Here is a 25966-nt window from a genome sequence, read left to right as displayed (position 1 = left end):
AATGGAAAACGCAAACTCGGCGTCTCAAACCTTGCAAGATCTTTGGACTCAAGTAGAACCGGTGGATAACACCGGCATGCTTAGGCGCGTGGTTTTTGCGCAAGGCAAGTTTTATGCGGTTGGTGGCAATGGTCTTCCCACAACCACTCAGGTTGTCATCGGAGGCGCAACTGGTACAGCGTGGACCAAGCTGAAGGGCGCCCTCACCTCTGATAGCGGAAAGGTCCTCAACGAGCTGTACTGGAACGGTATTGGGTCATCGCTTCAAGCCCTTTCTCAATCCGGCAATCTGTTCTTCGGCAACGCAGACCACCCTGAAAGGGTTTGGACAGACCTTACGGCAACTGTTCGCGCGTCCGGAGACTTGCAAGGCATTGTGTTTTATCAGCCAATTTCCGGCAATGACTACACCTGGATACTGGTTGGGTCTAACGGTAAAGTCTTTTCCCGTTATAGCGATTGGTCAGGCCAAGTGGAGCGCACTACGACCTTCACTTCTAGCGAGACTGTGTACTGCGTCAACGTCATTGGCAGTTTTGTGTTGGTTGCGGGATCGAATGGGAAGCTGCTTAGCGCTGTGAAGATGGCGACGGAAAATCCGCAAACATTCAACACCAGAACCAGCACCTTCGGCACTAGCACTATCCTTTCCATGAAGCTTTGCAACGGGAAAATGTTTATCGTTGGTGCGGATGGCAAGATGGCATATTCATCCGATGGGCTTAGCTGGACTGCTGTTGAAGATACCAGTTTCGGTGGAACCATCATCCGCGACATTGCTTACGGTAATGGCAAGTATGTGGCTGTCGGCGACGGCGGCAAGACGGCCGTTTCCGAAGATGGGCTCGGCTGGATTCAGCAAGCCAACACTTTCGCAGGAACCGATATCCGGAGCGTCGCCTACGGCAATGGCAAATTTGTAGCTGTTGGTGCAGACGGCAAGATTGCTTACTGGACTCCATGATCTTCTATCTCCTTGCGTAATAGAGCCCAGCCGTCGCGCTGGGCTTTTTCATTTTCGGCCCCGCCACACCCTTCGCTCTAAGCAGGGAGTGCCGTCGGGGCTGACCTATTTCAAACATGCCCCACGGAGTCGAGCGCATGGAGTATCTACAGCGCCTGCTCGACAAGATCGACAGGTTCGAATTACTGATTGCGGGCCTGGTTGGGGCTGTGATCGCCAGCTGGTGGCACAAGGACGACCTGAACGACTGGCGCGCCTGGATGATCTTCCTCATCACCGGTATGGCCTGTTCGATCTACCTCACCAGCATGGTCAGCACTTACCTCGGCGTCACCGAGCCGAAGATCGTCGCCGGTATCGGCTTCCTGCTGGGGGCATTCGGCGGCTCGCTCCTGGCGGCCATCAATCGAGCCATTAAATCCGCTGACCTCTGGGCGCTCATTCGCCAGCGGTTCGGGGGAGGCAACCCACCATGAATCTTGAACTGATCAACTCCATAGCCTGCGGCCTTATCGCGCTGTGGGCAGCGTGGTGCGTACTGAGCGGGAAGGTAAGGGACGGCATTCTCGGGAAGCTGATCTACACCACGATCGCCATTACTGGTTTCGTCGTGTCGGTGCGCAGCCAGAACATCTTCTTCGGCCCGACCACTGCTGGCCTGACGCTGCACGTCGCCCTGGCTCTGGCCGGTGCCCGCCACATCTTCATGGTCACGTACTGGCAACGGGTGAAGGTGTGGCTCTGCCGGATGCTGAACTGCGAGCACTGCCTGCACTGTGACAAGGCACCTGGTGGTGTCGAGCGCCGGGGCAAGTAATCCGCGCCACGTTTTCGAATGCGCCAAATCGTGGCGCGGCATTGGAGCGACAGATGAAGCTGATACTCAAACGGATCGAGAAGACCGTGCCTATCCAGGCCCTTTGCGATGCCGAGCCAAAGCACGTCGGTATCGGTGAGCTCGGACCATTTGCTCTCCACACTGAGGACGGCCAGATTCTCCCGTGCCAGGTATCCACCAGCATGGCCAGCGAGCGCTCCACGTGTGAACTCACCGTTGTTTTCAAGCTGGATGGCGACAAGATAAAGGTAGAGGGCGACGAATGAACAAAGTCACCCGCCTGCGCCACGCGCTGCCGATGAGCCCTGACATCAACACGGCAGTGAGCGCTCTCGACAAGGCCATTGCTAACGCTGTGGACGCCGCAAAGGCCGCCGGTCTTCCTCAAGGCCTGATCGTTGGGCTGCTCCACGGCCACGCCCATGCACAGACACACCAGATGGTGACCTAATGACCGCCACCATCCACGACATCGCCGACCAGCGCCCGCACCTAATGGTGGTAGCCAGTGATGCCGTCCACGTAGTCCCGCACGCCCTGGTTCAATCGGTGATCGCTGGCGACAAGCCTTCTTCGACCCTGACTGAGCCAGTGCTACAGCGGATCATTGAAGAGTGGCTGCAGCAGGTGACGGCATGAGCGTGAAGATCGTTGAGCTCAAACGCGAGGGCTGGCGAGATGCTGCAAAGACCCTTCGCAAGATCGCCGACGACCTCGACGCGGGAGAGCATCCTGAGTGCGCTGTAGGCGCGCTGACGCTGATCGGTGCTAAGGGAGAGGTAACCGTGTTCGGCCTCGGTCCCAAGTGCGATGACCTGCAATGCCTCGGTGCGATGCGCTTGGGTGAGCAGAAGCTGATTGATGTGTTGCTGGGGCAGGCTGACTGAGCGTTTAGGGGGAGGATAATTTCAACTAGGTGTTGTTTTGATGTTGAAATGACATCCGGCGACCTCATCTTGTTTGATACACCCCCTACGTTTTAAGGAGCAACAAGATGTCTGATTTTAAGAAAGGCGATGTGGTCCAGCTCAAAAGTGGCGGACCAAAAATGACAATTCAGGATTTGGGCGACTACAGCTTTGGCGGCAACCCAGAGAACGGTGCGCTTTGCGTGTGGTTCGATAAGACAAAAAGTGAAGAGAAGGTGTTCGATTTAGCGGTGCTGGAGAAAGTATCTGCTGGTGAGTTTTCAGTAACATCGATCTGATTTTCAGCTTTTATAGAGCCCTGCCAAGTGCAGGGTTTCTTGTTTTTGGAGGATGCATGGACAGGCCATACCCTCCATCGTCACTGCTTGAACTGTCGGACCTTTCCAATCTCGGTATCCGACTGACCCCGGCTCCCGAGGTATGGGAATGGCTCCAAGCCGAGATCCTTGCTGACACCGGCACCATTCACAACGAAGACCATGCTCACCTGCTGGATGCAGACATCCGGGTCATGTGGGCGTCGTCGAGCTTCGAGAAGCAGGGCAGGACAGTGCTTGGCCAGGCCGAACAAGTAGCGTTCCGCGCAGGTGGTTGGCAGAAAGCCCGGATGGAGCAGCAGATGCGTGATTGGTTCGGCGATGTGCCGGCCTTCATCATCACGTTGGCTGCTGACTACTGCGCCCAGTGCAGCGACCTTGAGTTCTGCGCGCTGATCGAGCACGAGCTGTATCACCTGGCTCACGCGACCGACAAGTACGGTCAACCAGCATTCACCCAAGACGGCGCACCGAAGATCAAGCTGCAGGGCCACGACGTTGAAGAATTCGTCGGTGTCGTCCGCCGCTACGGTGCAAGCCCGGACGTTCAAGCGTTGGTGGATGCTGCAAACAGTCCTGCTGAGGTGGGGAAATTGAACATTGCGAGGGCCTGCGGAACCTGTCTGCTCAAGTCGGCCTGATTCCATGACAGGTATTGACGGATGACAACCATATGGCAGTACTACGAAGCGAGGTCAAAGCCTTCATCGTTCAGGCTCTGGCCTGCTTCGATACGCCATCCCAGGTGGTAGCAGCGGTCAAGACAGAATTCGGGATTGAGATCACCCGCCAGCAATGCGAAACGCACGACCCGACAAAGTTTGCCGGGCAGAAGCTCGGCAAGACCTGGGTGGACCTGTTCCACGCTGCTCGCAAGCGATTCCGCGAAGAGACAACCGATATCCCTATTGCCAATCGCGCGTACCGACTTCGCGGCCTTGGGCGGCTGGCCGAGAAGGCCGAGAACATGCGCAACCTGGCGCTGACTGCCCAGCTTTACGAGCAAGCAGCCAAAGAGACGGGTGACGTCTATGTCAATCGCCGCGTTGAGCCTGACAAGTCGCTGGATGAAGAAATCAAACTGCTTGAGATCGAGAAGCGTAAAGCCGAGCTCAAGCTGATAGAGAAGGGCGGTGGCAACTCCAATGCCCAGCTGCTGGCCGATTTGATCGCGAGGCTGCCGTCATGATCGCGAACACTGGCAACCTGATGCTTGATCGCCAACTGTCCCGCTGGTACCCACTGAAAGATCACCCGGTGCAACTCGCCCTGGTGGCAGCGGTGTCGGAAGGAATTCGCTTTCCACTGGTGCCCGCAGGCCGTCGCAGCGGAAAGACTGAGCGGTTCAAGCGCTTCGTGGTGAAGCAGGCATCGGCGTACAGCGGCATGTACTTCGCCGCGGCACCAACGCACGCCCAGGCGAAGAAAATCTTCTGGGATGACCTCAAGGCTTTCACGCTCTGCTGCATGCACAGTCGCAGGCCGTCCGAGTCCGACCTGATCATCTACCTGGACAACGGCAGCGAGATTCACGTCATCGGCCTGGACAAGCCGCAGCGAATTGAGGGTATCCCCTGGACCGGCGGCGGCATCGACGAATTCGCGGACATCAAGCCGGATGCCTGGGAGGCAAACATTCTCCCTGCGCTGAACACCGTCAACCCAACCATGCCGGATTATCGGGCCTGGTGCTGGTTGCTCGGCGTACCTGACGGCCTGAACCACTACTACGATCTGTGCATGCAGGCGGAGTCGGGCAATGACCCGAACTTCCGGGTGTTCCATTGGAAATCGGCCGAGATTCTTCCGGCTGACGTCATGGACGCAATGAAGCGGGCTATGTCGGCCAAGCAGTTCAAGCAGGAATTTGAAGCCTCATTCGAAACGGCGTCTGGCCGGATCTACGAGGACTACAGCAAAGCGAACACCACCGATGCAGCCATTGAGCCGCATGAGCAGCTGATGTGGATGCACGACCAGAACTTTACGCCTCTGTCATCTGCGATCGGTGTCCGGCGCAACGATGGCAAAGACCTTTATCTGTTGGATGAGATCGTGCTGATTAGCGCCGTTTCGAAGCAGTCGGCTGCGGAGTTCGTGGACAAGTTCAAGGATCACAAAAACAAGCACGTCCTGATCTACGGCGACCCCGCGGGCAAGGCAGGCGAGAAGCACGGACACGCATCCGACTACACCGACATCGAGGGCGTGCTGAAGGCCAATGGCTGGACGTACACGCGCAAGGTCAAGCCGGCGCACCCGTCCATCAAGGACCGGCAGAACGCTGTCCGGGCGAAGATTCTGACCGCCTCAGGCGAAACCAGCCTATTCATTAACCCGGTCACCGCTCCCTGGTGCCACAAGGGGTTGAGTACGGTCCAGCTTCAGATGGGGTCGACCTTCCAGGAAGACCAGAAAAACGACTACCAGCACATCACCACGGCGATCGGCTATTGCATCGACGTTGAGTGGCCGTGCATCAAACGCACAGGCGGAACACGCCGAATTGGAGGCTTGGCCTGATGCCAGTGCAATCGACAAACCCCGACTACGACGCGCACATCGCGGAGTGGGAGATGATGGACGACGCGCTCGAGGGTGAGTGCGCCGTAAAGCGCAACGAGCGCAACTTGCCAAAGCCAAGCGGCATGGTCGAAGCCGAAAAGATCGACGGCGCCGGCAACAAGTACCTTTACGAGAACTACACGAACCGGGCTCAGTACGAGCACTGGGTGCGCGACTCGCTGCGTTCGATGATGGGCCTGGTCTCGCGGCTTATCCCGGAGATTGAGCTACCCGCCGGGCTGAAGGGGCTGGAGGACAACGCCACAGCCGACGGCTTCGGCCTGAAGCAGTTGTTCTTCCGCCTAGTACGCCAGGCTATTTCCCATGGCCGGGTGCCGCTGGTGGTGAACATCGACGATAGCGGCGAACCATACTTCTCGACGTACGCCACGCGCAACGCGATCAACTGGGACACGGCTGATCAAGGCGGCCGGCAGGACCTGGTGCTTTCTGTGTTCCGCGAGTTCCGCAAGAAGGGCGGCGATCGCTACAGCCATGACTGCATCACGGTTTTCCGTGAGTTCTTCATGCTCAACGAGGTCTGCTACACCGCCGTGCGGAATGAAGGCGGTGAGCTGATCGAGGACGAAAAGCCGCTGGGCACAACAGGAACTGACAACCGCCTGGTTAAAGGCCTGTCGTACTTGCCGGTGATCTACTGCGGCTCGACCGACAACTCGCCAGATGTCGACGAGGTGCCGCTGCTCACCATGGCGCGGGCCGCGTTGAAGTCCTATCAGATCAGCGCTGACTATTTCAGCTCTCTGCATCAGACCAGTCATCCGCAGCCGTGGGTGTCGGGTTTGGATGAGGCGGTGGAGTTGAGCGTAACCGGTCCATCCGCTGCCTGGGATCTTGGGCCGAACGGAAAGGCTGAATACCTTGAATTCAAGGGCACCGGCATTGAAGCCAACCGCAAAGCCATGGATGACCAGAAGAACGCGGCGCTTGAGGCCGGTGCCAAGGTCATGGATGTAGCCGGCACAGAGTCGGGAGAGGCGCGCAAGACGCGTCAGAACGACCAGCACGCCACACTGCACAGCATCGTCATCACGGTGGCCGAGGCGGTGGAGCAGGGCCTGCGATACGCCGCCGAGTGGAGGGGCTACGACCCGAAGCAGGTCAAGTTCAAGGTGAACCCTGAGTTCGTGACCCCGGTGGTCGACGCCCAGGTGCTCGCCGAACTGCTCAAGGGTGTGATGGCCGGCACAATCAGCGCCGACACCTACTGGCAGTACCTCACCACCGGCAAGCTGCCGGACCGCCCATATGACGAAGAGGCCGACCTGATCAGCGATGAGCGCGAGTCGGCCGGCATCAACCTGGACAACGACGATGCCAACGACAAGCCTGGCGCAGGCGGACAGCCAACTGCTGGAGCAGACGACCCGCCACTCGGTAATGCTGGAGCGACTTAAGGCCGGTGAGGTCAAGAAATTCGAGAAGTACCTGCGCCAGATCGACAAGCTGGTGCGGGAGCAACTCACCCGCAAGGAGCTGACCACCTACAGCCGGGACCGCCTTGAGCAGTTCCTGGCCCGGGTGGACGGCAAGCTGCTGGAGATCTACAAGGCCTACGGCGACCTGGTGCAGGCCGATCTGGTCGATATCGCGTTGTACGAGTCAACCTTCGAGGCTAAAAGCCTGAGCAATGCACTCTCCATCGATGCGGTGGTGCCGACCAGCACGGTGATACGTGCGGCGGTGTTCTCCTATCCGCTTCAGGTCAAGGGCATAGACGGCGGCAAGCTGCTGAAGAGCTTTGTCAGTGGGTGGACTCGGACCGAGACGATGCGCGTCACGAACACCATCCGGCTCGGCTTCGGCCAGGGCCAGACCAACGCCCAGATCATTCAGGCGATTCGCGGAACTGCGGCGCAGAACTTCACGGATGGCGTCTTGGCGGTGAGCAACCGCAATGCTGCCGCCGTGGTGCAGACGGCAATCCAGCACGTAGCCACCACGGCACGAATGGAGACGTTGAAGGCCAACAGTGACGTGGTGCTGGGCTATCGCTGGGTGTCGACGCTTGACCGCAAGACCTCGCAGCAATGCAAGGGCCTGGATGGGATGCGTTTCGACCTGGGCAAAGGTCCGCTGCCACCGGCGCACATCAACTGCCGGTCAACTACGGTGCCGACCACCAGGCTTTCGGATATGTTCGCGAAGGACGCCACTCGCGCCTCGGTGGGCGATAACGGTGGGGCCCAGGTCGACGCAGGCCTGAATTATTACGAGTGGCTGGCAACGCAACCGGCTAGCTTCCAGGATCATGCTCTCGGGCCGGTCCGGGGCAAGTTGTTCCGCGATGGAGGGCTGACGCCGGAGAAGTTCGCCAAGCTGCAGCTCGACAAGTCATTCAAACCGCTGACGCTGGCGCAGCTGAAGGAAGCAGAGCCTGACATGTTCATCCGAGCAGGCGTTACACTCGGCGCTCAACCAGGTTGAGATAGCACATGCAGATCATCGTTGAGGACGGGAAGGGCAGACCAGACGCGAATAGCTTCGTGCCGCTGGAGAAGCTGACCTTCTACCGCGACTACTACGGGTTCCGGATACCTGAAGCAGAGGCTGACCAGGTCGAACTGCTACTGCGCGCTGCTGCTGACATCAACGGTCGCCAATGGAAAGGGCGCAAGGCCAAGCCTGAGCAGGCAATGGCCTGGCCCCGGCGTGAATGCAAGATCGAATACCAAACGCTGTCTGAGACATTCGTGCCTTTTGAGCTTGAATGGGGCCAGGTACGGCTGGCGGTCGAGCTATATGCTGTCGAACAGGGGTTCCAGATTGAGGAACCAACGCATTGCACTGAGCCCAATGGCCGGCGCACGCGGCTCAACCGAGATACGCCAGGCTTTCGCATGCGGCCGCCGCCATACGCACCGAGCAGGACGCAATTCGCTGATTACCTGGTCATGCGCGGGCTCTCGATAGTCCGATAAAACACAGAATTCAAACCAAACCGCCCAATGGGCGGTTTTTTATTGCCTGCAAAGCGGGCCGACCAAACCCAAGGGGTGCACCAAGTGGCAGACGAAAACCAGATTGATCTTGAAGACCCGGCAGTTCAGACCGCCATTGCTGCAGCTGTCGAGGCTGCGACCCTGGGCCTCAAGAACAAAAACACCGAGCTGCTTGGCTCGCTCCGGACCACCAAAACTGAACTGGATGGCTTCAAAACCCAGTTCGAGGGCCTGGACATCAATGCGGTGAAGGCCCTGCTCACCAAGGTCGGCCAGGACGAAGAAACCCGCCTGCTGGCTGAGGGCAAGCTCGACGAGGTCATCACCAAACGCACCGAGCGCCTGCGCACCGACTACGACGCCAAACTGGCTGCTGAGAAGGGCCGCGCCGACAAGGCCGAAGCCTTCGCTGCGAAGTACAGCGACAAGGTGCTGGCCGATTCCATCCGCGCTGCTGCCATCAAGGCCGGCGCGCTCCCTGAGGCTGCCGAGGACATCATCCTGCGCGCTCGGGGCACTTTCAAACTCAGTGAAGACGGCGAGGCGATTGCCACCGATCGTGACGGCGAGGTCGTTTACGGGAAGGACGGGAAAACCCCGCTGTCGCCGCTCGAATGGGCGGAATCTCTGCGTGAAACAGCAACACACCTGTGGCCAAGGGCTCAGGGTGCCGGGCAGACCGGCGACAACGGTGGCAAGGCCACGAAAAAGTGGGGTGATTACACGGAAACCGAGCGCGCTGCGATCGCCCGTGACAACCCTGAGCTCTTCAAGAAAATCCAGGCCACCAAAGGAACCTAATCCATGGCAACTACCCAACTGACCGACATCTTCGTCGGCGACTACTACGCCTCTCTGGCACCGGTTAACAGCCCGGAAAAGACCGCTGTGTACGAGTCGGGCATTGTGACCCGATCGCCTGTACTGGATGCGATCGCCTCCGGCAGCCAGGGCACCGCCGAAATTAGCTACTGGCAGGATCTCAACGCTGATGAGGCTCCGAACATCAGCAACGACGACCCGAACGACCAGGGCGAAGTCGGCAAAGTCACCCAGGACAGCATGCGTGCACGCGTCCTGTACCTCAACAAAGGTTACGGCGTGACCGACCTGACTGCCGAGCTGGCCAACACTGAACCTCAGCAGCAGATTCGCAACCGCTTCGGCACCTACTGGACCCGCCAGTGGCAGCGTTACACCCTGGGGGCGGCTCGCGGCATCATCGCCTCGAACATCGCGAACAACGGCGGTGACATGGTCATCGACGCGGGCGCGACCATCAGTGCGAATGCCTTCCAGGATGCTGCGTTCACCGCCGGCGATGCCGCTGACCAGTTCGGCGCGATCGGCGTGCACTCGGTGGTGATGAACCAGATGGTCAAACAGGACCTCATCGAATACCTGCGTGACTCCGACGGCAAGATCATCCTGGCCACCTACCTCGGCAAGCCAGTGTTCATGGACGATGCCCTGGTATATGGCGCGGGTAAGTACCTGTCTGTGTTCTTCGGCCAGGGCGCTTTCGGTTACGGCGAAGGCACGCCGAAGGTGCCGGTAGAGCTGGAGCGTAAGCCAGGCGGTGGTAACGGTGGTGGTGCCGAAGTGCTGTGGGAGCGGAAGACCTACATCCTCCAGCCTGCCGGCTTCAGCTGGAAGGGTTCAGAGGCTCAGAACCTCAGCCCGACCGCCACTCAATACGCCGCTGCTGCGAACTGGCAGCGCGTGTTCAGCCGCAAGCAGGTTCCGTTCGCCGCTGTGATCAGCGGTACCACCACGCCGTAATTCGGCCCACACAGCCTGGCGCCCGTATGGCGCCGGGATGCTTTTGAGGTGACTCATGAAAGTGATCTACACGGACAAGCCGGGCAAGGAGCGTGGCGTGTGCTACCGCCTGCTGAGCGAATTCTTCGGTGTCATCGGCTCCGCTACCGAGGTGGTGGTCGATGGCGATGCCCCGGACATCTTCGACGCCTACCAGGCGGCCGGCATCAAGGTGTCCGACGGCAAGGAGCCAGAGAGCAAAGAAACCGACCCTCTGAAAATGAAGGTCCCCGAGCTGAAAGAATGGCTGACCGAGAAGGGCATTGCCTTCGACCCGTCCGCCAAGAAAGAAGACCTGCAGGGCCTGGTGCCAGCGGAATAAGGACAAGCACATGACCGATTTCATCACCGTCGCCGATGTTGACGCTCAGCTCGGTCCTGACTGGGCCGGCACCGGTGATCCGGTCCTTGCTGTGACCATGGCCAACGCTTGGCTCACAGCCAAGATTAAGCGGGTTGTTCCCGATCCGGTCCCGACCGAGATCAAAACAGCCGGCGCCCAGGTCGCCAAAGAGGCGGCGGCGGGCAAGCTGTACACAGCAACGCAGAAGGAAGTGCAGAGCAAGACGGTCTCGGCTCAGTCCGGGACATCGGTGAGCAAAACCTACGTGGCGGGCTCTACCGATCAGTCGGCGGGAGTCAACTTCGCTCTAGCCCTGCTGGAGCCGTGGATCAGGCGCTCCGGCGTGATGATGCTGAAAAGGATTTGATCATGGGTATGCGCGAAGAGATCCAGGCTGAATTGGCCGAGTCGTTCGACGATCCTGATGGCCTGGCCGATGCGGTCAAGCCGGTGACGGGCGTGCGCAAGGTTGCGGGCGAGTATGACCCCGACTTGGGTGGCGAAACACCGGAGACCACCGTGACGTACTCGGGGCGCGGAGTTCTGGGCAGCTACCTGTCCAAGGAAATCGACGGCTCTCTCATCCAGACCACCGACAAGAAGCTGCTGGTGCTGCAAAACGAGCTGTTCGTGTCGGAGGCCGGCGTGCCGACGGCGGTACCGGCTACCCCGGCCATTGGCGATATCGTCAACGGGCTGCGGGTGGTGAACCTGTCCGCCGACCCGGCTGATGCGACGTGGACGGCGCAACTGAGGAAATGATATGGCGACCCAATCCGGCAGCTTCGCCCTGAGCCTGGCCGAGTTCGCCGCTCAGACGGGTGAAGCCATCGACGCCAGTGTGCGCGAGATCATTATCGAGGTCGGGAGCAGCCTGATCCGGATGTCCCCCGTGGGTAACCCGGAGATCTGGGCACAGAACGCTGTGGCGACCCAGTACAACAAGGCCGTCGACGATCACAACAGCGCACTGCGCAGTGATCCGGCCAACCTCACGAAGGGCGGGCGGCTGAAGAAGGGCCGCAAGCTCAACGACGGCATGGACATCAAGGCGCCTGAAGGCTACGTCGGCGGCCGGTTCCGTGCGAACTGGCACATATCGCTCGGCGTGGTCGAGAACGTCACCTTTGACGAGGTAGACCCGAGCGGCGCCGAAACCACTGCGGCGCTGGTTGCTGCGATGAGCGACTTCACCGCCGGCCAGATCGCTTACATCATTAACAACTTGCCCTACGCGATACCGCTGGAGTTCGGCCATTCCACCCAGGCCCCCGGCGGCATGGTCCGGGTAACCGTGGCTCGCTTTCAGCAGATAGTGCTGGAGGCCATCAGGAACAACCAGGTATGAGTCACGCAATCATCGCTTCGATCTACGAGGCCAAGCTCATCGCCTGGAACGCTGCCAGGTCGGAGAAGCTTAAGATCGTCTTCGAAAACACGGCCTATACGCCGGCGGCAGGCGAGACCTACCTGCGGGCCTTCACTATCCCGGGCGACACCGCGAGCAACACTCTCGGCGGTGACCACCGACTGTTCACCGGTGTGTTCCAAGTGAGCATCATCGCGCCGGCTGGCACGGGCAAGACCAAGACGAACCCGATAGCAGCCGAACTGACCGACCTCTTCCCGCTGTATGTGCGCGACACGAAGAACGGCTTCGTCGTCACGCCCATGACGCCGGTAGATCAGGGGCCAGGTATCACCGGCGACTCCACCTACACCATACCGCTGTCGTTCTCGTACCGGTCCGACACCACACCATAACCTGCCCGTTGGGCAAATCCTGAACCCGCCAAGTGCGGGTTTTGTCATTTCTGCAAAGAGGAAATACCCATGGGCTACAAAATTCCAGACGGCGGCACCTTCCAGCACGGTGCCACTTATGGCCCGGACATCCCGTTTTCGGCACTGAGCAACGCGGCTGAGGCTGTGGCCACTGTAACTGGCGGTACGCTCGCTGCTGGCGACATCGTGATTGTCACCTCTGGCTGGACTCGCTTGGGTAACCGCGTTGTGCGTGTAAAGGCGGCTACTGCCACTGCCATCACCCTCGAAGGCATCGATACCACCGACGTGCAGGTCTACCCGGCCGGCTCCGGTATCGGCTCGCTGAAGAAAGTGCTGACCTGGGTACAGATTCCGCAAATCACTGACGTGGCTTTTGCCGGCGGCACCCAGAACTATCTGGACGTGGTGTTCCTGGAAGACAAACAGGGCCGCCAGATGCCAACCGACAAAGCGGCGGCCAGCTTGGCGCTGACCATTGCGGATGACCCGGGCCAGGCGTTCAACGCCATCCTGCGTGCAGCGGATGCCAGCCAGACCATTCAGGCTGCGCGCCTGAACCTGCCGGGGAACGACACGCTGTTCTACGGCGCCTTCACCTCCTTCTCCAACCAGCCGACTGTGTCCCGCAGCAACTTGCTGACCCGCACCGTCAACCTGGCGCTGCAGGGCGAACCGACCCGTTACCTAACTGCGGTGGCGTAACCCATGGCAAAGATCAGAATTGCCCAAAACCCGACGTTCAAGGCCTTAGTGTCGATCCCTATCGTTGGTGGTGAGCCCGAGAAAATCGAGTTCACCTTTAAGTATCGGGATCGCCCGGGGCTTGCCGCTCTGTTTGATGAATGGAACCTGAAGCGCGATGAAGCTCGGGCCGCCCTGGGCGAAAGCCCAACGCTTTCCGAAATCGTTGCTGCTGACACTGAGCAGCAGTCGCAGCAGATCAAGGACCTGGTAGTCGGTTGGGGCTTCGACGACAAGTTCGAAGACAAGAGCATTCGGGCGCTGGTGACCTCCTGCCAGGGCGCCGCTGAGGCGGTCGTGAATGCCTACCAGAGCGCATTCAATCAGGCCCGCTTGGGAAACTGACGGACGCCGCCCGCGCACTCTACGCGCCGGCGGTACCTGCTGAGTTGATGGGCCTGTTCGGGCTCACCCCGAGTGACCTTGAAGAGGTGACCGAGGTCTGGCCCTGCAACTGGCCGGCGTTCTTCCTGTTCAACCGGATGTCGACTCAGTGGCGGGCGGGCGCCGGTGGCGCGATCGGTCTCGACTACACCTGCATCCGCGACGTGGCCGGGTTCCTCGGCATCAAGAAAAAGAAACTCGCTGAAATCTTCCCTGACCTTCAGGTGCTGGAAGGCGAAGCCCTGCGCGTCATGGCGGAGGAAAGGGAAAACAGCCCGTAAACACGGGCACTTATTCAAGGTGAGTCGATGAACATTGCAGAACTCGGCGTCAAGATCGACTCGGCCGATGCAATCCAGGCAAAAACGAGCCTGGATGAGATGGCGAAGGCCGGTGGCCGGGCCGAGCAATCCGCTGCCAGCCTGATGAACGAAATGCAGGCCCTGGAAAAGTCGCTGTCTACCAGCGCCAAAACCACGCAGGATCTAGCGAAGCAGCGTGACGCACTCACCAAGCTGACCAAGACCGGCGCCTATGGCGAGGCCGAGGCCGCGAATATCTCGGCGCAGCTCGATAAGCAGCAGATCGCGCTGGCCAAGTCCGCGATGGATGAGCAGAAGGCTCTCAACAGCCTGTTGGGAGCGATTGACCCGGCCCGTGGCGCGCTGGCCAAGCTGGACACGCAGGTCGAGCAACTGGGCAAACACCTGGACGCCGGCCGCATCAGCCAGGATGAGTACAACACTGCCCTGAGCAAGATCGACAAGGACTATGCCAAGCTCGAAAAGACCACCACCGGCTTCGACAAGCTGCGCCTAGGCACCCGCCAGGCGCAGGAAAACGTCGTGCAGTTGGGCAATGCGCTTTCCTCGGGCGACTGGGGGAGTGGTGTGCGTGCGGTTGCGCAACTGGGCGCCGGGGCTGGGGCAGGCGCTGCTGGGCTGCTTGCCATTCTGGGGCCGCTGGCCCTGGCCACCGCAGCCGTGGGCGGCCTGGCAGTTGCCTACTACAAGGGCAGCGAAGAGCAGGACAAATACAACAAGTCGCTGATCCTCACCGGCAACTACGCGGGAGTGAGCGCTGGCCAACTGGGGGATATGGCGCGCCAGGTGAGCGCAACGGTCGGTACCACCGGTCAAGCCGCCGCCGTGCTGGCGCTGCTGGCTGACAACGGCAAGATCGCCGGGGACAGCTTCACCGGCATCACCCAGGCTGCTGTGTCGATGCAGGAAGCCACCGGCAAGGCCGTGAGCGAGACGGTCGCCGAATTCTCCAAGCTTGCAGACGACCCGTTAAAGGCCTCTGCTGCGCTGAACGAGCAGTACCACTATCTGACTGCCTCGGTTTACTCGCAGATTGCCGCACTGGAGCAGCAGGGCGATCACGCCGGCGCTGTGAAGCTGGCTACCGATTCGTACGCCGATGCAATCAACGAGCGCACCCCCAAGATTCTGGAAAACCTGAGCTTCTGGGAGCGGGCGTATAACGCAGTTGCCAAGGCGGCAGATGGACTGAAAAACGCCGGACGTCGGGACATTAATTCGGACATTGAGGACGCGAAGGCCGGATTGCTCGAAGCCCAGAATATGGATGGGTTGTTTCAAAATCAAAAGTCAAAGGATGCCCTGATCGAGTTCCGGCAGAACCGCCTGAACATGCTTGAGGACGAAAAGGCGGCCCAGGCCGATATCGCTAAGTGGGAAGGCGAGCAGGCGAAGGCGCAGGGCGATGCTGTTTCGTCGATGGCCAAGATCGATGCCCTGACCAAGTCGTCGTGGACGAACGAGCAAAAGCGCACTGAGGCGATCAAGGAATATAGGCGGCAACTCGACGATATCCGCAAGGTTGACCCGAAGGACTCGCGGCTCGATCAGTCGGCGATCGACAAGAATATTTCCAATATCAACGATAAGTTCAAGGACCCGAAAACAGCCGGCACTCAGGTTGACCTGACGGGCTTCAATGATGCCAAGAACAACCTGGCAGCGATCGTTGATGAGTACAAAAACACCCAGAAGCGACTGGACGCCGCGGAGAAGGCCGGGCTCATTTCTCAGGCCGATTACGCGCTGAAGCGTGAAGCCCTGATCGGCAACCAGCGCGACGAGGTGACCGCAGCCTATGAGGCCGAGATTGCCGCGCTGGAGGCCGTCAAAGGTAAGAAAGCGACAACGGCCGCGCAAAGCATCCAGCTGGACCAGAAGATCGCTGACGCGCGCTCAGGGATGGTCAAGGCGCAGAAGGAGGCCGACAGCCAACTTGAGGTGTTGGCCACCAACGAGACCGGACGCCTAGCCAAGCAGGAACGGTCAATCACCACCTACGTGCAGGCCCTGGCTCAGCAACAGCGAGCCCTGGAACTTGCCGGCCAACGCGCAGTACTCGGCGTTGGCCAGGGGGACCGCCAGAACGCACTCAACGGCGAACTGAACAGCCAGCAAGACCGGTTTGCTCAGCAGTCGCTGGAGTTGGCCAACCAGAAATCCGACCCGTCGCGCAACATGTCGGAGGAGGAGTTCAAGCGAAAATCCCAGGCGCTCGCAGATGCGAACAAAGCCGCCACTGACCAGATCCGGCAGAACTACGCGGATGTGGAGAGCGCCCAGGGCGACTGGACGAAGGGCGCGACGTCGGCCTGGGCCAACTACCTGGATTCGGCGAAGAACATTGCCGGGCAGACCAAAACCCTGTTCGGCAATGCCTTCAGTTCCATGGAAGATGCGGTGGTTAATTTCGCGCTGACTGGGAAGCTGTCGTTTGCTGACTTTGCCAAATCGATCCTTGCGGACATGGCGCGGATTGCCACTCGACAAGCGAGCTCACAGTTACTCAGCAGCTTGTTTGGCGCAGGTCTGAGCTATTTTGGCGGCAGTGGCTCTGGCGGGGCAAGTCAGGCCGGGTACACCGGTACCGACCTTTCAAACTTCACCCCCGGCAGCATTCAGGCCAAGGGTGGCGCCTGGTCGGGCGGTGTGCAGATGTTCGCCGACGGCGGCGCCTTCACCAACTCAATCGTCAGCAAGCCCACGGCGTTCGGCATGGCCAACGGCAAAACCGGGGTCATGGGCGAGGCGGGCGACGAGGCAATCATGCCGCTCACCCGCACAGCCAACGGCAAGCTGGGTGTTTCTGCGGTCGGAGGCGGCGGTGGCGGGGTAAACCTCAGCCTCAGCATGCCGATCATCCTGACGGACCAAGAGGCCGGCCGCCCAGACGGGGCCGAGTTCGACGCAGAACTGTTCCAGCGCAACATGGAGACGCGCACCCGGCAAATTGCAACAGAAGAGATCGCCAAGTCTTGGCGCCAAGGCGGCCAGAGTTTCCGCCAAGTGAAAGGATGATTTATGGCAATCGATCGATTTACCTGGGCCACTGAAAAGGGCGTCGAGGGTGATATCAAGCAGCGCGTGCGCACGAAGCAGTTTGCCGACGGCTACGCGCAGTCCACCGAGGACGGGATCAACAACAAATCCCAGTCCTGGCCAGTCACCTTCACCGGCATGAAGGGCCGGATCAAGGACATCATGGACTTCATCGACCGGCACAAGGGTGCAAAGGGCTTCCTCTGGCAGCCGCCCCTGGGAGACCTGGGCCTCTACAAGTGCAACGGCTACAAGCCAGTGCACCGCGGCGGCCAGGTTTACGCGATCACCGCGACCTTTGAACAAACCTTTCACCCCTGAGATAACCACCCATGGCACTGATCACGGACATCCAGAAACTGGAGCCCGGCGCCGAAATTCGCCTGTTCGAAATTGACGGGACTGAATACGGCGCGGATTACCTGCGCTTCCACGGTCACGCGATCCCGCACACGCCCGAGGAACTGCTGGCCTACGAGCACTCGGAGGAGGACCTGCCGGCCAAGTCAATTTGGTGGCAGGGCGCTGAGTACGCGGCATGGCCAGTGCAGATTGAGGGTATCGGGTCCAATAGCGACGGCACGGCCACCAGGCCGACGTTCGCCGCCGGCAACATCAATGGGCGCGTCACTGCGTTGTGCCTGGCCTTCGAGGACATGCTGAAGTTCAAGCTGACTGTTCGCGAAACCCTGGCCCAGTACCTGGACGCGTCCAACTTTCCCGAAGGCAACCCAACGGCCGATCCGACACAGGAAGGGCTAGAGATCTGGTACATCGACCAGAAAACCAGCGAGGACGGCGAGGCGGTGGCCTGGGAGCTGTCGTCCCCGGGCGAGATCGATAACCACGGCCTGCCCGGGCGCCAGATGACCACGTTCTGCCACTGGGCCATGACCAATGGTTACCGAGGGCCGGACTGCGGATACACCGGCGCGTCCATGTTTGACGATGAGGACAACCCCACGGATGACCCGGCCAAGGATCAGTGCAAGGGTTGCCTGTCGTCCTGCAAGTTGCGCTTCGGCGAAAACAACGAACTTTCCTTCGGCGGATTCCCTGCCGTGTCCCTGATAGCCAGGAGCTGACCATGCGCAAGCACATCATTGCGGTGATCCAGGCGCATGCGGCAGAGGAGTATCCGCGCGAGTGCTGCGGCCTGCTGCTGGCCGTAGGGCGGGCGCAGAAGTACTTCCCGTGCCGGAACATCGCCACTGAGCCGAACGAAGAGTTCCGACTTGATCCTGAGGACTACGCTGCGGCGGAAGACCTGGGGGAAGTGATTGGCATTGTCCACTCCCATCCGGATGCCACTAGTCGGCCGTCAGCGCACGACCTGGCCATGTGCGAGGCCACCGCCTTGCCCTGGCACATTCTGTCGTGGCCCGAGGGGGATTTGCGCACGATCACGCCGACGGGCAGCACACCGCTACTCAAGCGTCCGTTTGTTCACGGCGCCTGGGACTGCTGGCAGGTCTGTGCTGATTGGTATCAGCGGGAATGGGGTCTTGAATTCGAAGCCTTCCAGCGCACTGATGGCTGGTGGGAGAGTGCGGAGAACGCGAGCCTGTACGAGCAGCACTACGAGGCTGCCGGCTTTGTGCGCGTGGACCGGCCAGAACGGGGCGACCTGATCGTCATGCACGTCGGGCGGACGGTTCACCCGAACCATGCCGGGATTTACCTGGGCACCGATCCGTCGTTACCAGGCGAAGAGTCGGGGACATTCGGCCCCGGACCGTTCTTGCTGCACCACCTGTACAGCAGGCCGTCCGAGATCATCGTCTACGGCGGGCCTTGGCATGATCGAACACGCCTGATCCTCAGGCACAGAGATGCAAAACACCCAAAGTGACGCGGCATGGCCGCAGGAGCAGGATATGACTCAGCCTTTTGAAGTAACTGAAGATGGGAAAGTGCGCATTGCCGGCGCAGTAATCCGTGACAATGCGCTGGCGGATCAAAGGGGTTTGGACCCTACGCCTTTTTTAATGGCCTCCTGAACATTGCTCAGGTCGCCACCGACAGCGTCGAGAGCAAGGTTGAACGCACCCGAATCAGCCGTTGGCTGCCGCGTATTTTTGAAAAAATTGACGTACTTCTGCAGTTCGGCTGCGTCGTAGTCGGGTCGCGAGCGCAAATAAAGCGATATTGCACCGAATGCGGCGATTATCCCTGCCTCGGTGGAGCTTACTGGTGTTGCCATACTGACCTCCAGGTCATAAACGCGCCGATATTGGCGCAACCCCAGTCCTTGGGCTTGCACGCGAAGGACCGGGAAATCCTTCTAAATCAACACCATCCTGCAAACATCGCCTATATCTTTCAAATCAGGATCCCGGCTCTTACTAACCTGATCAGCTATATCGTCGATGCTGTCGATGTTTGCTTTCGTTATTTTTCTTTCTCTGTTTAGCGGGGCATATGCGCGGCATACCGCAGATACCGGAATGTTTGTATCTTTGAAAGCGTCTATAAGTGCTGATCTCAGTACACATATTGAGTAGTCATCGGCGTCTGGCTTGCACAGCGCCCCCTCACGACTGCAGCACGCTCTTGGTTATTAGGCATGAACAAATCCTTGTTAGTGAAGGCATAAAGCTACTATTTTGCTATCTGATGGCGCCACTGGCATTCCATCCACGCTGGATGCCTGGACAGGTCAACGGAGTGGTCGGCTTTTGATCGGTGATGGCCACTTGCCTTTCTTAACAATTCAAGTCATTTTTGGCTGCCGGCCGCTCAGTAGCCGTTTGGTTTCTAAAAATAGTGATTGCGACGTTCAGGAGAAGGACGCCTTGATGAGCAAAAAAGGATTTTCACTGCTATCGCTTTTGGTATTGTTTTTGAGTCTGACGGCCTGTCAGTCGAACACACGTATCGCCGGGAATACCATAAATCAGGTCTATAACGACGCTAAAGTCACGGCAATGATTAATGCGGCGATGGAGGGGCGTACTCAAGACGTCGCTAAATTGGCCTCCCAAGGGGCTGATGTAAATAGCGTAGGTAGTGATGGGACTACGCCGCTCATGTGGGCGATAAAAGCAAGAAATTGGCAGGGTACAGAGGCGTTACTTCAAGCAGGAGCCGACCCCAATTTTGCGACCGAGAAATTCAAAGGAATTTCCCCAATGGTGCTTATGTCGGGTGGGAATAGTCTAGAGGGTTTGGCTCTGATGCTTCGCTATGGGGGAGACGCAAAAGGAGATTCTCGGCCATACATGAGAGATCGACCCTTGTACCTCGCTGCCAGCCAAGGTCGTCTAGAAAATCTAAAGTTACTTGTCGCTGCCGGCGCAGATATTAACGATCACGACTCTTCTGGAGGATCGGCAGCTAGGATAGCTGTGGTAACTTCGCACTTTGAAGTCGTAGCCTGGCTGCTTGAACATGGTTACAACTACGATCTAAATGGCCTAGCCAAGGGCGTTCAAATCAGAATAGTGCCACCGGACTCCGAAGCTCAGCGATGGAAGGATAGGGTGATTTCTATGCTGGAAAAGCGCGGCGTGACTTTTCCCACTCCAGTCAAGCGTGATCCTCGTCCTTAGTTCCTGGGGCGGTCTTTGCGCTGGGCTTTTTGCATCCTCCCCTCAGTGCTACAGTCCCGCCAAACCAAAGAGGGAACGAAATGCGGATTTTGATAGCGGCGGTAGCGGTGGCGGTGCTGGCGGGGTGTGGGACTACCCCCATTCCATCGAGCCAGGCTGATCGAGTTCCAGCAGCGAGACTTAAAGCCTTTCAGGACCCGAAGGCTGGATCTGCCGTCATGGTAGTAACCCGTGATAAGGGTGTGTTTGCAGGCGGCGGATGCTACACGGCAATTTTGATCGATGGGAAGGTTGCCGCGAGGCTTGGTACGGGAGAGACAGCAACTTTCTACCTGACCGAGGGACGCCATATCTACGGTCTGTCTGGTGACGCCGAGGGTGGTGGGTTGTGCGCTGCTCAAATTGGCCAAGCGGTTAGAGAATCAGCCGGAGAGTTTAAGGGCGGTGAGACGCAGAAGTTCAGGGTGTCGGGAGATAGCAGCGCTTGGTTGGAGTTACGCCCCACATCGTTATAAATATTGAAAATTTGACCGCCTATGGGCGGTTTTTTTTCGTCTGGAGATTTTGATGACTTCATTGACAACAATTCGGCTTGGCGGACCTCTTCGCCAGTTTGGAAAGGAATACAGACTTTCGGTTCGCACTCCGGCGGAGGCGGTAAAAGCATTGTGTGTGCAAATCCCAGGCCTTGAACGATTCATCAGTTCGGCCAGCCAGCGAGGCTTGGAGTTTGCGGTATTTCGAGGATCAAAAAATATTCAGGAGGATGAGCTTGGGTTTGGTGGTAACGGGGATATTCGAATTGTTCCAGTAATCACTGGGAGCAAGCGGGCTGGCTTACTGCAAACAATCGTAGGTGCAGTGCTCATTGCAGCAGGCTATCTGCTTTCGCCATTTACTGGTGGTGCAAGCATGGCAGTCGTCCCAGCGGGTATCGCCCTTGTCGCTGGCGGCGTCATCCAGATGCTCAGCCCACAGGCTGGGGGGCTCAAGACCAGCGCTGCGCCCGAGAACACACCCGGCTACGCCTTCGGTAGCGCCAAGAACACCACCGCATCAGGCAACCCTGTTCCGCTTTGCTACGGCAAGCGACGGGTAGGAGGCGCGATCATCAGCGCCGCTATCTACGCCGAAGACCAGATGTAGCCAACACCTGAAGCACCACCGCCGCCCATGAGGCGGTTTTTTATTGCCTGGAGAAAAGCATGGGCGCAGCACGCAAGATTGATATCCACGGCGCCAAGGGCGGCGAAGAGAAACCAAAAACGCCAACTGAAGCCCCGGACAGTCTCCGTTCCGTCGCCATCGCCAAGATGCTGATCGCCATCGGGGAGGGTGAGTTCGAAGGCACGCCAACCGCCAAGGACATCTATCTCGACAACACCCCTCTGCAAGACCCTCAGGGCAACATGAACTTCCCGAACGTTAAGTGGGAATGGCGCACCGGTGCGGTGGACCAGACCTATATCCAGGGCATCCCGTCGATCGAGAACGAGACCACCATCAGCACCGAACTGCGTAGTGGTACTCCTTGGGTTCGTGCAATCAACAACGTCCAGCTTTCGGCAGTGAGGGTTCGCTTCGCCTGGCCAGCGCTCCAGTCTGTGGACGCCGGCGGCAACATCAACGGGTACCGGATTGAGTACAAGGTTGAACTGGCAACCGACGGCGGCGCTTACCAGCAGGTGCTGAGCGAGGCTGTCGACGGTAAGACCACCAGCGTGTACGAGCGAACCCGCCGAATCGATTTGCCAAAGGCTACTTCTGGCTGGCTGATGCGTATCACGCGACTGACGATCAACCAGAACAACAACAAAATCTCCGACACGATGCAGATCGCCGGCTTCACTGAGGTGATCGACGCCAAGTTGCGGTACCCGAACACCGCGCTGCTCTACATTGAATTTTCCGCCGAGCAGTTCCGGAGCATTCCGGCGGTGACCGTCGAGACCAAGCTCAAGAAAATGCAGGTACCGAGCAATTACGACCCGGTGTCGCGTTCATACACCGGGATTTGGGACGGCACCTTCAAGCAGGCTTGGACCGATAACGCGGTTTGGATGACCTACGACATCACCACGGCCGATCGCTTCGGCCTGGGCCGCCGCATCAAACCGTGGATGGTCGATAAGTGGGAGCTCTACCGAATTTCCCAGTACGCGGATCAACTCGTGCCAGACGGTAAGGGCGGCATGGAGCCCCGCTTCGTCTGCAACCTGAACCTGCAGAGCAAGGCCGACGCCTGGTCCCTGCTGCGTGACATCTCGGCGATATACAGGGGCATGACCTACTGGGCACAGGGCCAGGTCTTCACCTTGGCCGATATGCCGCGCGCCACTGACTTCGACTTCGCCTACACCCGGGCGAACGTCATCGATGGCAAGTTCACCTATTCCAGCGCGTCGGAGCGCACCCGCTACAGTCGGGCCCTGATCAGCTACGACAACCCGCTGAACAACTACGACACCGATGTCACGGCGGTTACCGATCAGAAGCTGCAGCGCCGCTACGGCGATAACCCGCTGGAGATCAGCGCGATCGGCTGCACGCGTGAGTCGGAGGCCCAGCGCCGTGGCAAGTGGGCCTTGCTCACCAACTCCAAGGACCGGGCGGTAACGTTTCGTGTCGGCCTGGACGGGCGTTTGCCTCTGCCTGGCTACGTAATCCCGGTCGCTGACGAACTGCTGGCCGGTCGGCCCGTGGGCGGGCGCATCTCAGCCGTAAATGGCAAAGTCATCACCCTGGACCGCGACACCCAGGCCAAGCCCGGTGACCGGCTGATCCTCAACCTGCCCGACGGCAAGTGCGAGGGGCGCACCGTGCAACTGGTCAGCGGCCGCCAGGTCACGGTCACCACGGCGTACTCCGTGCCGCCTGAGCGCGAACTGGTGTGGGCGCTCGACGCTGACGACCTGGCCATCCCGCTGTACCGGGTGACCAGCGTTTCCCGGCCAGAGCCTGGCGTGTTCGAAATCTCGGCTGTGCAGTACGACCCGAGCAAGTTCGCGCACATCGACACCGGCGCTCGGCTGGAAGAGCGGCCGATCAGCGTTATCCCGATCACCGTAGTTCCAGCACCGGCCAGCGTTACGCTGACGTCGAGCTACGCCGTGAATCAGGGCATTGCCATCAGCACCATGAACATCTCGTGGCCCGCGGTGAACGGTGCGGTCGCCTATGACGTGGAGTGGCGCAAGGACAGCGGCAACTGGATCAAGGTGCAACGCACCGGCTCTACCAGCGTGGACGTCACTGGCATCTACTCGGGCGCCTACTTGGCCCGGGTCCGCTCGGTGAGCGCCTTTGAGATCTCGTCGATCTGGAAAAGCTCCAACCTGACCAACCTGAAAGGTAAGGTCGGCCTGCCACCGGCGGTGGCGCTCCTGACAACCACCAGCGAGCTGTTCGGCATCGGCATCAAGTGGGGTTTCCCACCAGGCGCCGAGGATACCCAGCGCACCGAACTGTGGTATGGCCCAGCAAACAATCTTGGAGCCGCTACCAAGCTGGCCGACCTGGCGTATCCGCAGGCCGACTACCGCATGCAATCGCTGTTGGCGGGCGCTCGGTTCTTCTTCTGGGCGCGCCTGGTGGACCGTACCGGAAACATCGGGCCGTTCTATCCGGTGGTGAACGGTGTGATTGGGCAGGCCAGTTCGCAGGCCGGCCCCATCCTGGACTTGATTGCCGGCCAGATTGGTAAAACCGAACTGGCTCAGGAGTTGGTCAAGGAGATCGAGTTGATCTCCGGCGACGGTCCGGGGTCTGTGAACGATCGCTTGGAGCAGGCCAAGCAGGAACTGGAAGACCTGATCGATCAGATCACGGACGCCCTGGTCTACGATCCGACCAAAACCTATGCCGCCGGCGACGTAGTGCGGCAGGGCCAGCATCTGTACCAAGCCATCGCGTCGGTACCGAAAAACACTACGCCTCCCAATGCCCAGTACTGGTTCGATATCGGCACCATTGCCGAGACAACCCAGGCCATGGCGTTGCAGATCCAGCAGAACAAGGCGTCCATCGACACCGTGGGCGGCGAGGTCACGGCACAGGCATCGGCACTGCAATCGCTCCAGGCGAGTTGGAGGGAGGACAGCGGGGAGGGCGACCTGGCGGACGCCCTGAAAGGTTGGGATGCCACCGCCAAGTTCGCTGAGCAGGTCAAGGTTCAGGCCTCGGACAACCGAGCGCTGGTTGAGCGCACCACGTCGCTGGATGCGGCGGTAGGGCAGAGCAGGGCCGGGCTTACCTCGCTTGAGCAGGTGGTGGCCACTGAAACCATTGCCTCGGCGACACGACTGGCTCAGTTGAAAAGCAGTGTCGATGGCAACACTGCTGCGATTGGCAGTGAAGCGTCGACTCGGGCTGATGCCGATAGTGCTCTTGGGACTCGCATCGAACAGATGGGGGTCACCGTCGGCAATAACGGCGCGGCGATCAACCAGGAGGCAATCACCCGGGCGAATGCGGACACCGCGCTCGGCCAAAAAATCGACACGACACAGGCGAAGGTTGATGAAAACTCGGCCGCTGTTCAGACGGTCACCGATTCCCTGGCCGACACCAGCAAGGCCGTCGCCTCACAGTCCACCACGCTTCAAGCTGTTGTTGGCGGCGGGCGGGACGGTACCGACGAGGGAGACCTGGCCAGCGCAATCAGCGAGGTGAAGAACAAGGCTGCGATCCAGGTCACGGCCAGGGCCCAGGCTGACACCGCCGGCAAGCTGTCTACGATGTGGGCAGTCAAAATGCAGATCAATGCCAACGGTCAGTATGTTGCCGCTGGGATTGGACTGGGTATCGAGCAGGGCGCTGATGGTTTGCTGCAAAGCCAGTTCCTGGTGAGTGCTGATCGATTTGCCGTAGTGAACACAATCGATGGTGGTGCTTTCACCACGCCGTTTGTAGTTCAGGGCGGTCAGGTGTTCATGAGCTCCGCCATGATTCAGGACGGGACGATCACCAACGCCAAGATCGGCAACTACATCCAGTCGAACAATTACCAGGCAGGTATTACCGGCTGGAAGTTGTTCTTCGACGGGACATTTGAAATCAACAGCCCGCTCGGCGGCCAGGCACGCCAGGTAATCAACAACGCCGGTGGCAAGGTGTTCGATGAGAACGGTGTGAAGCGATACCAGTGGGGGGATCTTTCAGCATGAGCCATGGGGCGAGAGTTTGGGGGCCTACGGGCCTCCTTGAATTGGATGAAACCTCTTTCACCGTGCGCGTTATCTATTCAGCCCTAGTAACCCGGCCTGCCGGCACGCTGTATAGCGACATAGCGGTGCCTGGTTGTGATCCAGCCACCTGCAGCGCGGTGTGCGTTCCAACCGCGCCATACCCTGAAGACCCCAGCGCACAGAACCTGAACGCAATCCAATACGAGCCTCAAGT

Annotated in this window: 32 protein-coding genes; 31 read left to right on the top strand and 1 reads right to left on the bottom strand. The window is 59.4% G+C overall.

The features are described 5' to 3' along the window. Position 1 precedes the first annotated feature (1 nt). From HX824_RS05775 to HX824_RS05640, 28 genes are all read left to right on the top strand, one after another. A complete protein-coding gene (locus HX824_RS05775) occupies positions 2 to 964 on the top strand; it encodes a hypothetical protein (RefSeq protein ID WP_177054279.1) in 963 nt (320 codons plus the stop codon). A 137-nt stretch (positions 965 to 1101) separates the two neighbouring features. After that, positions 1102 to 1440: a hypothetical protein gene (locus HX824_RS05770; RefSeq protein WP_003218335.1), complete on the top strand. Its 339-nt coding sequence runs from the start codon at positions 1102 to 1104 to the stop codon at positions 1438 to 1440. Continuing rightward, positions 1437 to 1781 carry a hypothetical protein gene (locus tag HX824_RS05765; RefSeq protein ID WP_177054278.1) on the top strand — a complete coding sequence of 115 codons (345 nt, stop codon included), beginning with the start codon at positions 1437 to 1439 and terminating at the stop codon, positions 1779 to 1781. The genes HX824_RS05770 and HX824_RS05765 overlap by 4 nt, the downstream gene beginning before the upstream one ends. A 53-nt stretch (positions 1782 to 1834) precedes the next feature. Beyond that, entirely contained in the window at positions 1835 to 2068 is a 234-nt protein-coding gene (locus HX824_RS05760) for a hypothetical protein (protein WP_177054277.1), read from the top strand. Further along, the gene (locus tag HX824_RS05755) at positions 2065 to 2253 is read left to right on the top strand and encodes a hypothetical protein (RefSeq protein WP_177054276.1); all 189 of its coding nucleotides are present in this window, start codon (positions 2065 to 2067) and stop codon (positions 2251 to 2253) included. Before HX824_RS05760 ends, HX824_RS05755 begins: the two co-directional genes overlap by 4 nt. Beyond that, complete coding sequence (locus tag HX824_RS05750) at positions 2253 to 2441, top strand: hypothetical protein (protein WP_177054275.1); 189 nt, start codon at positions 2253 to 2255, stop codon at positions 2439 to 2441. The genes HX824_RS05755 and HX824_RS05750 overlap by 1 nt, the downstream gene beginning before the upstream one ends. Next, complete coding sequence (locus HX824_RS05745; protein ID WP_177054274.1) at positions 2438 to 2689, top strand: hypothetical protein; 252 nt, start codon at positions 2438 to 2440, stop codon at positions 2687 to 2689. The genes HX824_RS05750 and HX824_RS05745 overlap by 4 nt, the downstream gene beginning before the upstream one ends. A gap of 107 nt (positions 2690 to 2796) precedes the next feature. Further along, entirely contained in the window at positions 2797 to 3009 is a 213-nt protein-coding gene (locus HX824_RS05740) for a YodC family protein (protein ID WP_177054273.1), read from the top strand. Between the two features lie 56 nt (positions 3010 to 3065). Then, on the top strand, positions 3066 to 3689 hold the full coding sequence (locus HX824_RS05735) for a putative metallopeptidase (RefSeq protein ID WP_177054272.1): 624 nt from the start codon (positions 3066 to 3068) through the stop codon (positions 3687 to 3689). A gap of 32 nt (positions 3690 to 3721) precedes the next feature. Continuing rightward, positions 3722 to 4237, top strand: a complete 516-nt coding sequence (locus tag HX824_RS05730) for a DUF2280 domain-containing protein (protein ID WP_256346308.1) — start codon at positions 3722 to 3724, stop codon at positions 4235 to 4237. After that, positions 4234 to 5571: a hypothetical protein gene (locus tag HX824_RS05725; RefSeq protein WP_177054271.1), complete on the top strand. Its 1338-nt coding sequence runs from the start codon at positions 4234 to 4236 to the stop codon at positions 5569 to 5571. Before HX824_RS05730 ends, HX824_RS05725 begins: the two co-directional genes overlap by 4 nt. Beyond that, a complete protein-coding gene (locus HX824_RS05720) occupies positions 5571 to 7031 on the top strand; it encodes a DUF4055 domain-containing protein (RefSeq protein WP_177054270.1) in 1461 nt (486 codons plus the stop codon). The genes HX824_RS05725 and HX824_RS05720 overlap by 1 nt, the downstream gene beginning before the upstream one ends. Beyond that, on the top strand, positions 6949 to 8061 hold the full coding sequence (locus HX824_RS05715) for a minor capsid protein (protein WP_177054269.1): 1113 nt from the start codon (positions 6949 to 6951) through the stop codon (positions 8059 to 8061). Before HX824_RS05720 ends, HX824_RS05715 begins: the two co-directional genes overlap by 83 nt. A gap of 8 nt (positions 8062 to 8069) precedes the next feature. Continuing rightward, on the top strand, positions 8070 to 8555 hold the full coding sequence (locus HX824_RS05710; protein WP_177054268.1) for a DnaT-like ssDNA-binding protein: 486 nt from the start codon (positions 8070 to 8072) through the stop codon (positions 8553 to 8555). 84 nt (positions 8556 to 8639) lie between these two features. Continuing rightward, complete coding sequence (locus tag HX824_RS05705) at positions 8640 to 9377, top strand: hypothetical protein (protein ID WP_177054267.1); 738 nt, start codon at positions 8640 to 8642, stop codon at positions 9375 to 9377. Positions 9378 to 9380: 3 nt separating this feature from the next. Next, entirely contained in the window at positions 9381 to 10358 is a 978-nt protein-coding gene (locus HX824_RS05700) for a major capsid protein (protein ID WP_003218352.1), read from the top strand. A 55-nt stretch (positions 10359 to 10413) separates the two neighbouring features. Next, complete coding sequence (locus HX824_RS05695; protein ID WP_177054266.1) at positions 10414 to 10719, top strand: HeH/LEM domain-containing protein; 306 nt, start codon at positions 10414 to 10416, stop codon at positions 10717 to 10719. Between the two features lie 10 nt (positions 10720 to 10729). Beyond that, entirely contained in the window at positions 10730 to 11107 is a 378-nt protein-coding gene (locus HX824_RS05690; RefSeq protein ID WP_177054265.1) for a hypothetical protein, read from the top strand. 2 nt (positions 11108 to 11109) lie between these two features. Continuing rightward, positions 11110 to 11502: a hypothetical protein gene (locus HX824_RS05685; RefSeq protein WP_177054264.1), complete on the top strand. Its 393-nt coding sequence runs from the start codon at positions 11110 to 11112 to the stop codon at positions 11500 to 11502. A gap of 1 nt (position 11503) precedes the next feature. Then, positions 11504 to 12088, top strand: coding sequence for a hypothetical protein (locus HX824_RS05680; protein ID WP_177054263.1), 585 nt, complete (start codon positions 11504 to 11506; stop codon positions 12086 to 12088). After that, complete coding sequence (locus HX824_RS05675; RefSeq protein ID WP_177054262.1) at positions 12085 to 12504, top strand: phage tail terminator-like protein; 420 nt, start codon at positions 12085 to 12087, stop codon at positions 12502 to 12504. The genes HX824_RS05680 and HX824_RS05675 overlap by 4 nt, the downstream gene beginning before the upstream one ends. Positions 12505 to 12573: 69 nt before the next feature. Further along, positions 12574 to 13230, top strand: coding sequence for a phage tail protein (locus tag HX824_RS05670; protein WP_003218364.1), 657 nt, complete (start codon positions 12574 to 12576; stop codon positions 13228 to 13230). A 3-nt stretch (positions 13231 to 13233) separates the two neighbouring features. Further along, positions 13234 to 13614, top strand: a complete 381-nt coding sequence (locus HX824_RS05665; protein WP_177054261.1) for a phage tail assembly chaperone — start codon at positions 13234 to 13236, stop codon at positions 13612 to 13614. A 47-nt stretch (positions 13615 to 13661) separates the two neighbouring features. Next, on the top strand, positions 13662 to 13934 hold the full coding sequence (locus HX824_RS05660) for a DUF1799 domain-containing protein (RefSeq protein ID WP_177054260.1): 273 nt from the start codon (positions 13662 to 13664) through the stop codon (positions 13932 to 13934). A gap of 27 nt (positions 13935 to 13961) precedes the next feature. Further along, positions 13962 to 16994 carry a phage tail tape measure protein gene (locus HX824_RS05655; RefSeq protein ID WP_177054259.1) on the top strand — a complete coding sequence of 1011 codons (3033 nt, stop codon included), beginning with the start codon at positions 13962 to 13964 and terminating at the stop codon, positions 16992 to 16994. Between the two features lie 3 nt (positions 16995 to 16997). Then, positions 16998 to 17336 (top strand): phage tail protein, encoded by a 339-nt coding sequence (locus tag HX824_RS05650; RefSeq protein WP_177054258.1) that lies wholly within the window; start codon positions 16998 to 17000, stop codon positions 17334 to 17336. Positions 17337 to 17347: 11 nt separating this feature from the next. Beyond that, positions 17348 to 18100: a phage minor tail protein L gene (locus tag HX824_RS05645; protein ID WP_177054257.1), complete on the top strand. Its 753-nt coding sequence runs from the start codon at positions 17348 to 17350 to the stop codon at positions 18098 to 18100. Between the two features lie 2 nt (positions 18101 to 18102). After that, positions 18103 to 18867: a C40 family peptidase gene (locus HX824_RS05640; protein WP_177054256.1), complete on the top strand. Its 765-nt coding sequence runs from the start codon at positions 18103 to 18105 to the stop codon at positions 18865 to 18867. A 105-nt stretch (positions 18868 to 18972) separates the two neighbouring features. On the opposite strand, the gene HX824_RS05635 is transcribed toward HX824_RS05640, so the two are convergent. Continuing rightward, positions 18973 to 19218, bottom strand: coding sequence for a hypothetical protein (locus HX824_RS05635; RefSeq protein ID WP_177054255.1), 246 nt, complete (start codon positions 19216 to 19218; stop codon positions 18973 to 18975). Between the two features lie 595 nt (positions 19219 to 19813). Here HX824_RS05635 and HX824_RS05630 point away from each other — a divergent pair. The 3 genes from HX824_RS05630 to HX824_RS05620 all read left to right on the top strand — a co-directional run bounded on the left by HX824_RS05630 (position 19814) and on the right by HX824_RS05620 (position 25731). After that, positions 19814 to 20566, top strand: coding sequence for an ankyrin repeat domain-containing protein (locus HX824_RS05630; protein ID WP_177054254.1), 753 nt, complete (start codon positions 19814 to 19816; stop codon positions 20564 to 20566). 567 nt (positions 20567 to 21133) lie between these two features. After that, positions 21134 to 21712, top strand: coding sequence for a tail assembly protein (locus HX824_RS05625; RefSeq protein WP_087694023.1), 579 nt, complete (start codon positions 21134 to 21136; stop codon positions 21710 to 21712). Positions 21713 to 21771: 59 nt separating this feature from the next. After that, entirely contained in the window at positions 21772 to 25731 is a 3960-nt protein-coding gene (locus HX824_RS05620) for a phage tail protein (RefSeq protein ID WP_177054253.1), read from the top strand. Positions 25732 to 25966 lie beyond the last annotated feature (235 nt).

The sequence above is a fragment of the Pseudomonas sp. D4002 genome, from assembly GCF_013385665.1.
Classification (GTDB): domain Bacteria; phylum Pseudomonadota; class Gammaproteobacteria; order Pseudomonadales; family Pseudomonadaceae; genus Aquipseudomonas.
Note: the sequence above shows the minus strand (reverse complement) of the source record. Positions and strands in the feature narration are given on the sequence as shown.

Bases quoted from the DNA above. Each gene is read 5' to 3' on its own strand.
- HX824_RS05725 (WP_177054271.1), top strand. From the start codon at position 4,234: ATGATCGCGAACACTGGCAACCTGATGCTTGATCGCCAACTGTCCCGC.
- HX824_RS05665 (WP_177054261.1), top strand. From the start codon at position 13,234: ATGGCAAAGATCAGAATTGCCCAAAACCCGACGTTCAAGGCCTTAGTG.
- HX824_RS05620 (WP_177054253.1), top strand. From the start codon at position 21,772: ATGGGCGCAGCACGCAAGATTGATATCCACGGCGCCAAGGGCGGCGAA.
- HX824_RS05745 (WP_177054274.1), top strand. From the start codon at position 2,438: ATGAGCGTGAAGATCGTTGAGCTCAAACGCGAGGGCTGGCGAGATGCT.
- HX824_RS05680 (WP_177054263.1), top strand. From the start codon at position 11,504: ATGGCGACCCAATCCGGCAGCTTCGCCCTGAGCCTGGCCGAGTTCGCC.
- HX824_RS05675 (WP_177054262.1), top strand. From the start codon at position 12,085: ATGAGTCACGCAATCATCGCTTCGATCTACGAGGCCAAGCTCATCGCC.
- HX824_RS05690 (WP_177054265.1), top strand. From the start codon at position 10,730: ATGACCGATTTCATCACCGTCGCCGATGTTGACGCTCAGCTCGGTCCT.
- HX824_RS05755 (WP_177054276.1), top strand. From the start codon at position 2,065: ATGAACAAAGTCACCCGCCTGCGCCACGCGCTGCCGATGAGCCCTGAC.
- HX824_RS05650 (WP_177054258.1), top strand. From the start codon at position 16,998: ATGGCAATCGATCGATTTACCTGGGCCACTGAAAAGGGCGTCGAGGGT.
- HX824_RS05695 (WP_177054266.1), top strand. From the start codon at position 10,414: ATGAAAGTGATCTACACGGACAAGCCGGGCAAGGAGCGTGGCGTGTGC.
- HX824_RS05775 (WP_177054279.1), top strand. From the start codon at position 2: ATGGAAAACGCAAACTCGGCGTCTCAAACCTTGCAAGATCTTTGGACT.
- HX824_RS05640 (WP_177054256.1), top strand. From the start codon at position 18,103: ATGCGCAAGCACATCATTGCGGTGATCCAGGCGCATGCGGCAGAGGAG.
- HX824_RS05765 (WP_177054278.1), top strand. From the start codon at position 1,437: ATGAATCTTGAACTGATCAACTCCATAGCCTGCGGCCTTATCGCGCTG.
- HX824_RS05660 (WP_177054260.1), top strand. From the start codon at position 13,662: ATGGGCCTGTTCGGGCTCACCCCGAGTGACCTTGAAGAGGTGACCGAG.
- HX824_RS05715 (WP_177054269.1), top strand. From the start codon at position 6,949: ATGCCAACGACAAGCCTGGCGCAGGCGGACAGCCAACTGCTGGAGCAG.
- HX824_RS05770 (WP_003218335.1), top strand. From the start codon at position 1,102: ATGGAGTATCTACAGCGCCTGCTCGACAAGATCGACAGGTTCGAATTA.
- HX824_RS05750 (WP_177054275.1), top strand. From the start codon at position 2,253: ATGACCGCCACCATCCACGACATCGCCGACCAGCGCCCGCACCTAATG.
- HX824_RS05740 (WP_177054273.1), top strand. From the start codon at position 2,797: ATGTCTGATTTTAAGAAAGGCGATGTGGTCCAGCTCAAAAGTGGCGGA.
- HX824_RS05670 (WP_003218364.1), top strand. From the start codon at position 12,574: ATGGGCTACAAAATTCCAGACGGCGGCACCTTCCAGCACGGTGCCACT.
- HX824_RS05760 (WP_177054277.1), top strand. From the start codon at position 1,835: ATGAAGCTGATACTCAAACGGATCGAGAAGACCGTGCCTATCCAGGCC.
- HX824_RS05645 (WP_177054257.1), top strand. From the start codon at position 17,348: ATGGCACTGATCACGGACATCCAGAAACTGGAGCCCGGCGCCGAAATT.
- HX824_RS05710 (WP_177054268.1), top strand. From the start codon at position 8,070: ATGCAGATCATCGTTGAGGACGGGAAGGGCAGACCAGACGCGAATAGC.
- HX824_RS05720 (WP_177054270.1), top strand. From the start codon at position 5,571: ATGCCAGTGCAATCGACAAACCCCGACTACGACGCGCACATCGCGGAG.
- HX824_RS05625 (WP_087694023.1), top strand. From the start codon at position 21,134: ATGACTTCATTGACAACAATTCGGCTTGGCGGACCTCTTCGCCAGTTT.
- HX824_RS05655 (WP_177054259.1), top strand. From the start codon at position 13,962: ATGAACATTGCAGAACTCGGCGTCAAGATCGACTCGGCCGATGCAATC.
- HX824_RS05730 (WP_256346308.1), top strand. From the start codon at position 3,722: ATGGCAGTACTACGAAGCGAGGTCAAAGCCTTCATCGTTCAGGCTCTG.
- HX824_RS05735 (WP_177054272.1), top strand. From the start codon at position 3,066: ATGGACAGGCCATACCCTCCATCGTCACTGCTTGAACTGTCGGACCTT.
- HX824_RS05700 (WP_003218352.1), top strand. From the start codon at position 9,381: ATGGCAACTACCCAACTGACCGACATCTTCGTCGGCGACTACTACGCC.
- HX824_RS05685 (WP_177054264.1), top strand. From the start codon at position 11,110: ATGGGTATGCGCGAAGAGATCCAGGCTGAATTGGCCGAGTCGTTCGAC.
- HX824_RS05630 (WP_177054254.1), top strand. From the start codon at position 19,814: ATGAGCAAAAAAGGATTTTCACTGCTATCGCTTTTGGTATTGTTTTTG.
- HX824_RS05635 (WP_177054255.1), bottom strand. From the start codon at position 19,218: ATGGCAACACCAGTAAGCTCCACCGAGGCAGGGATAATCGCCGCATTC.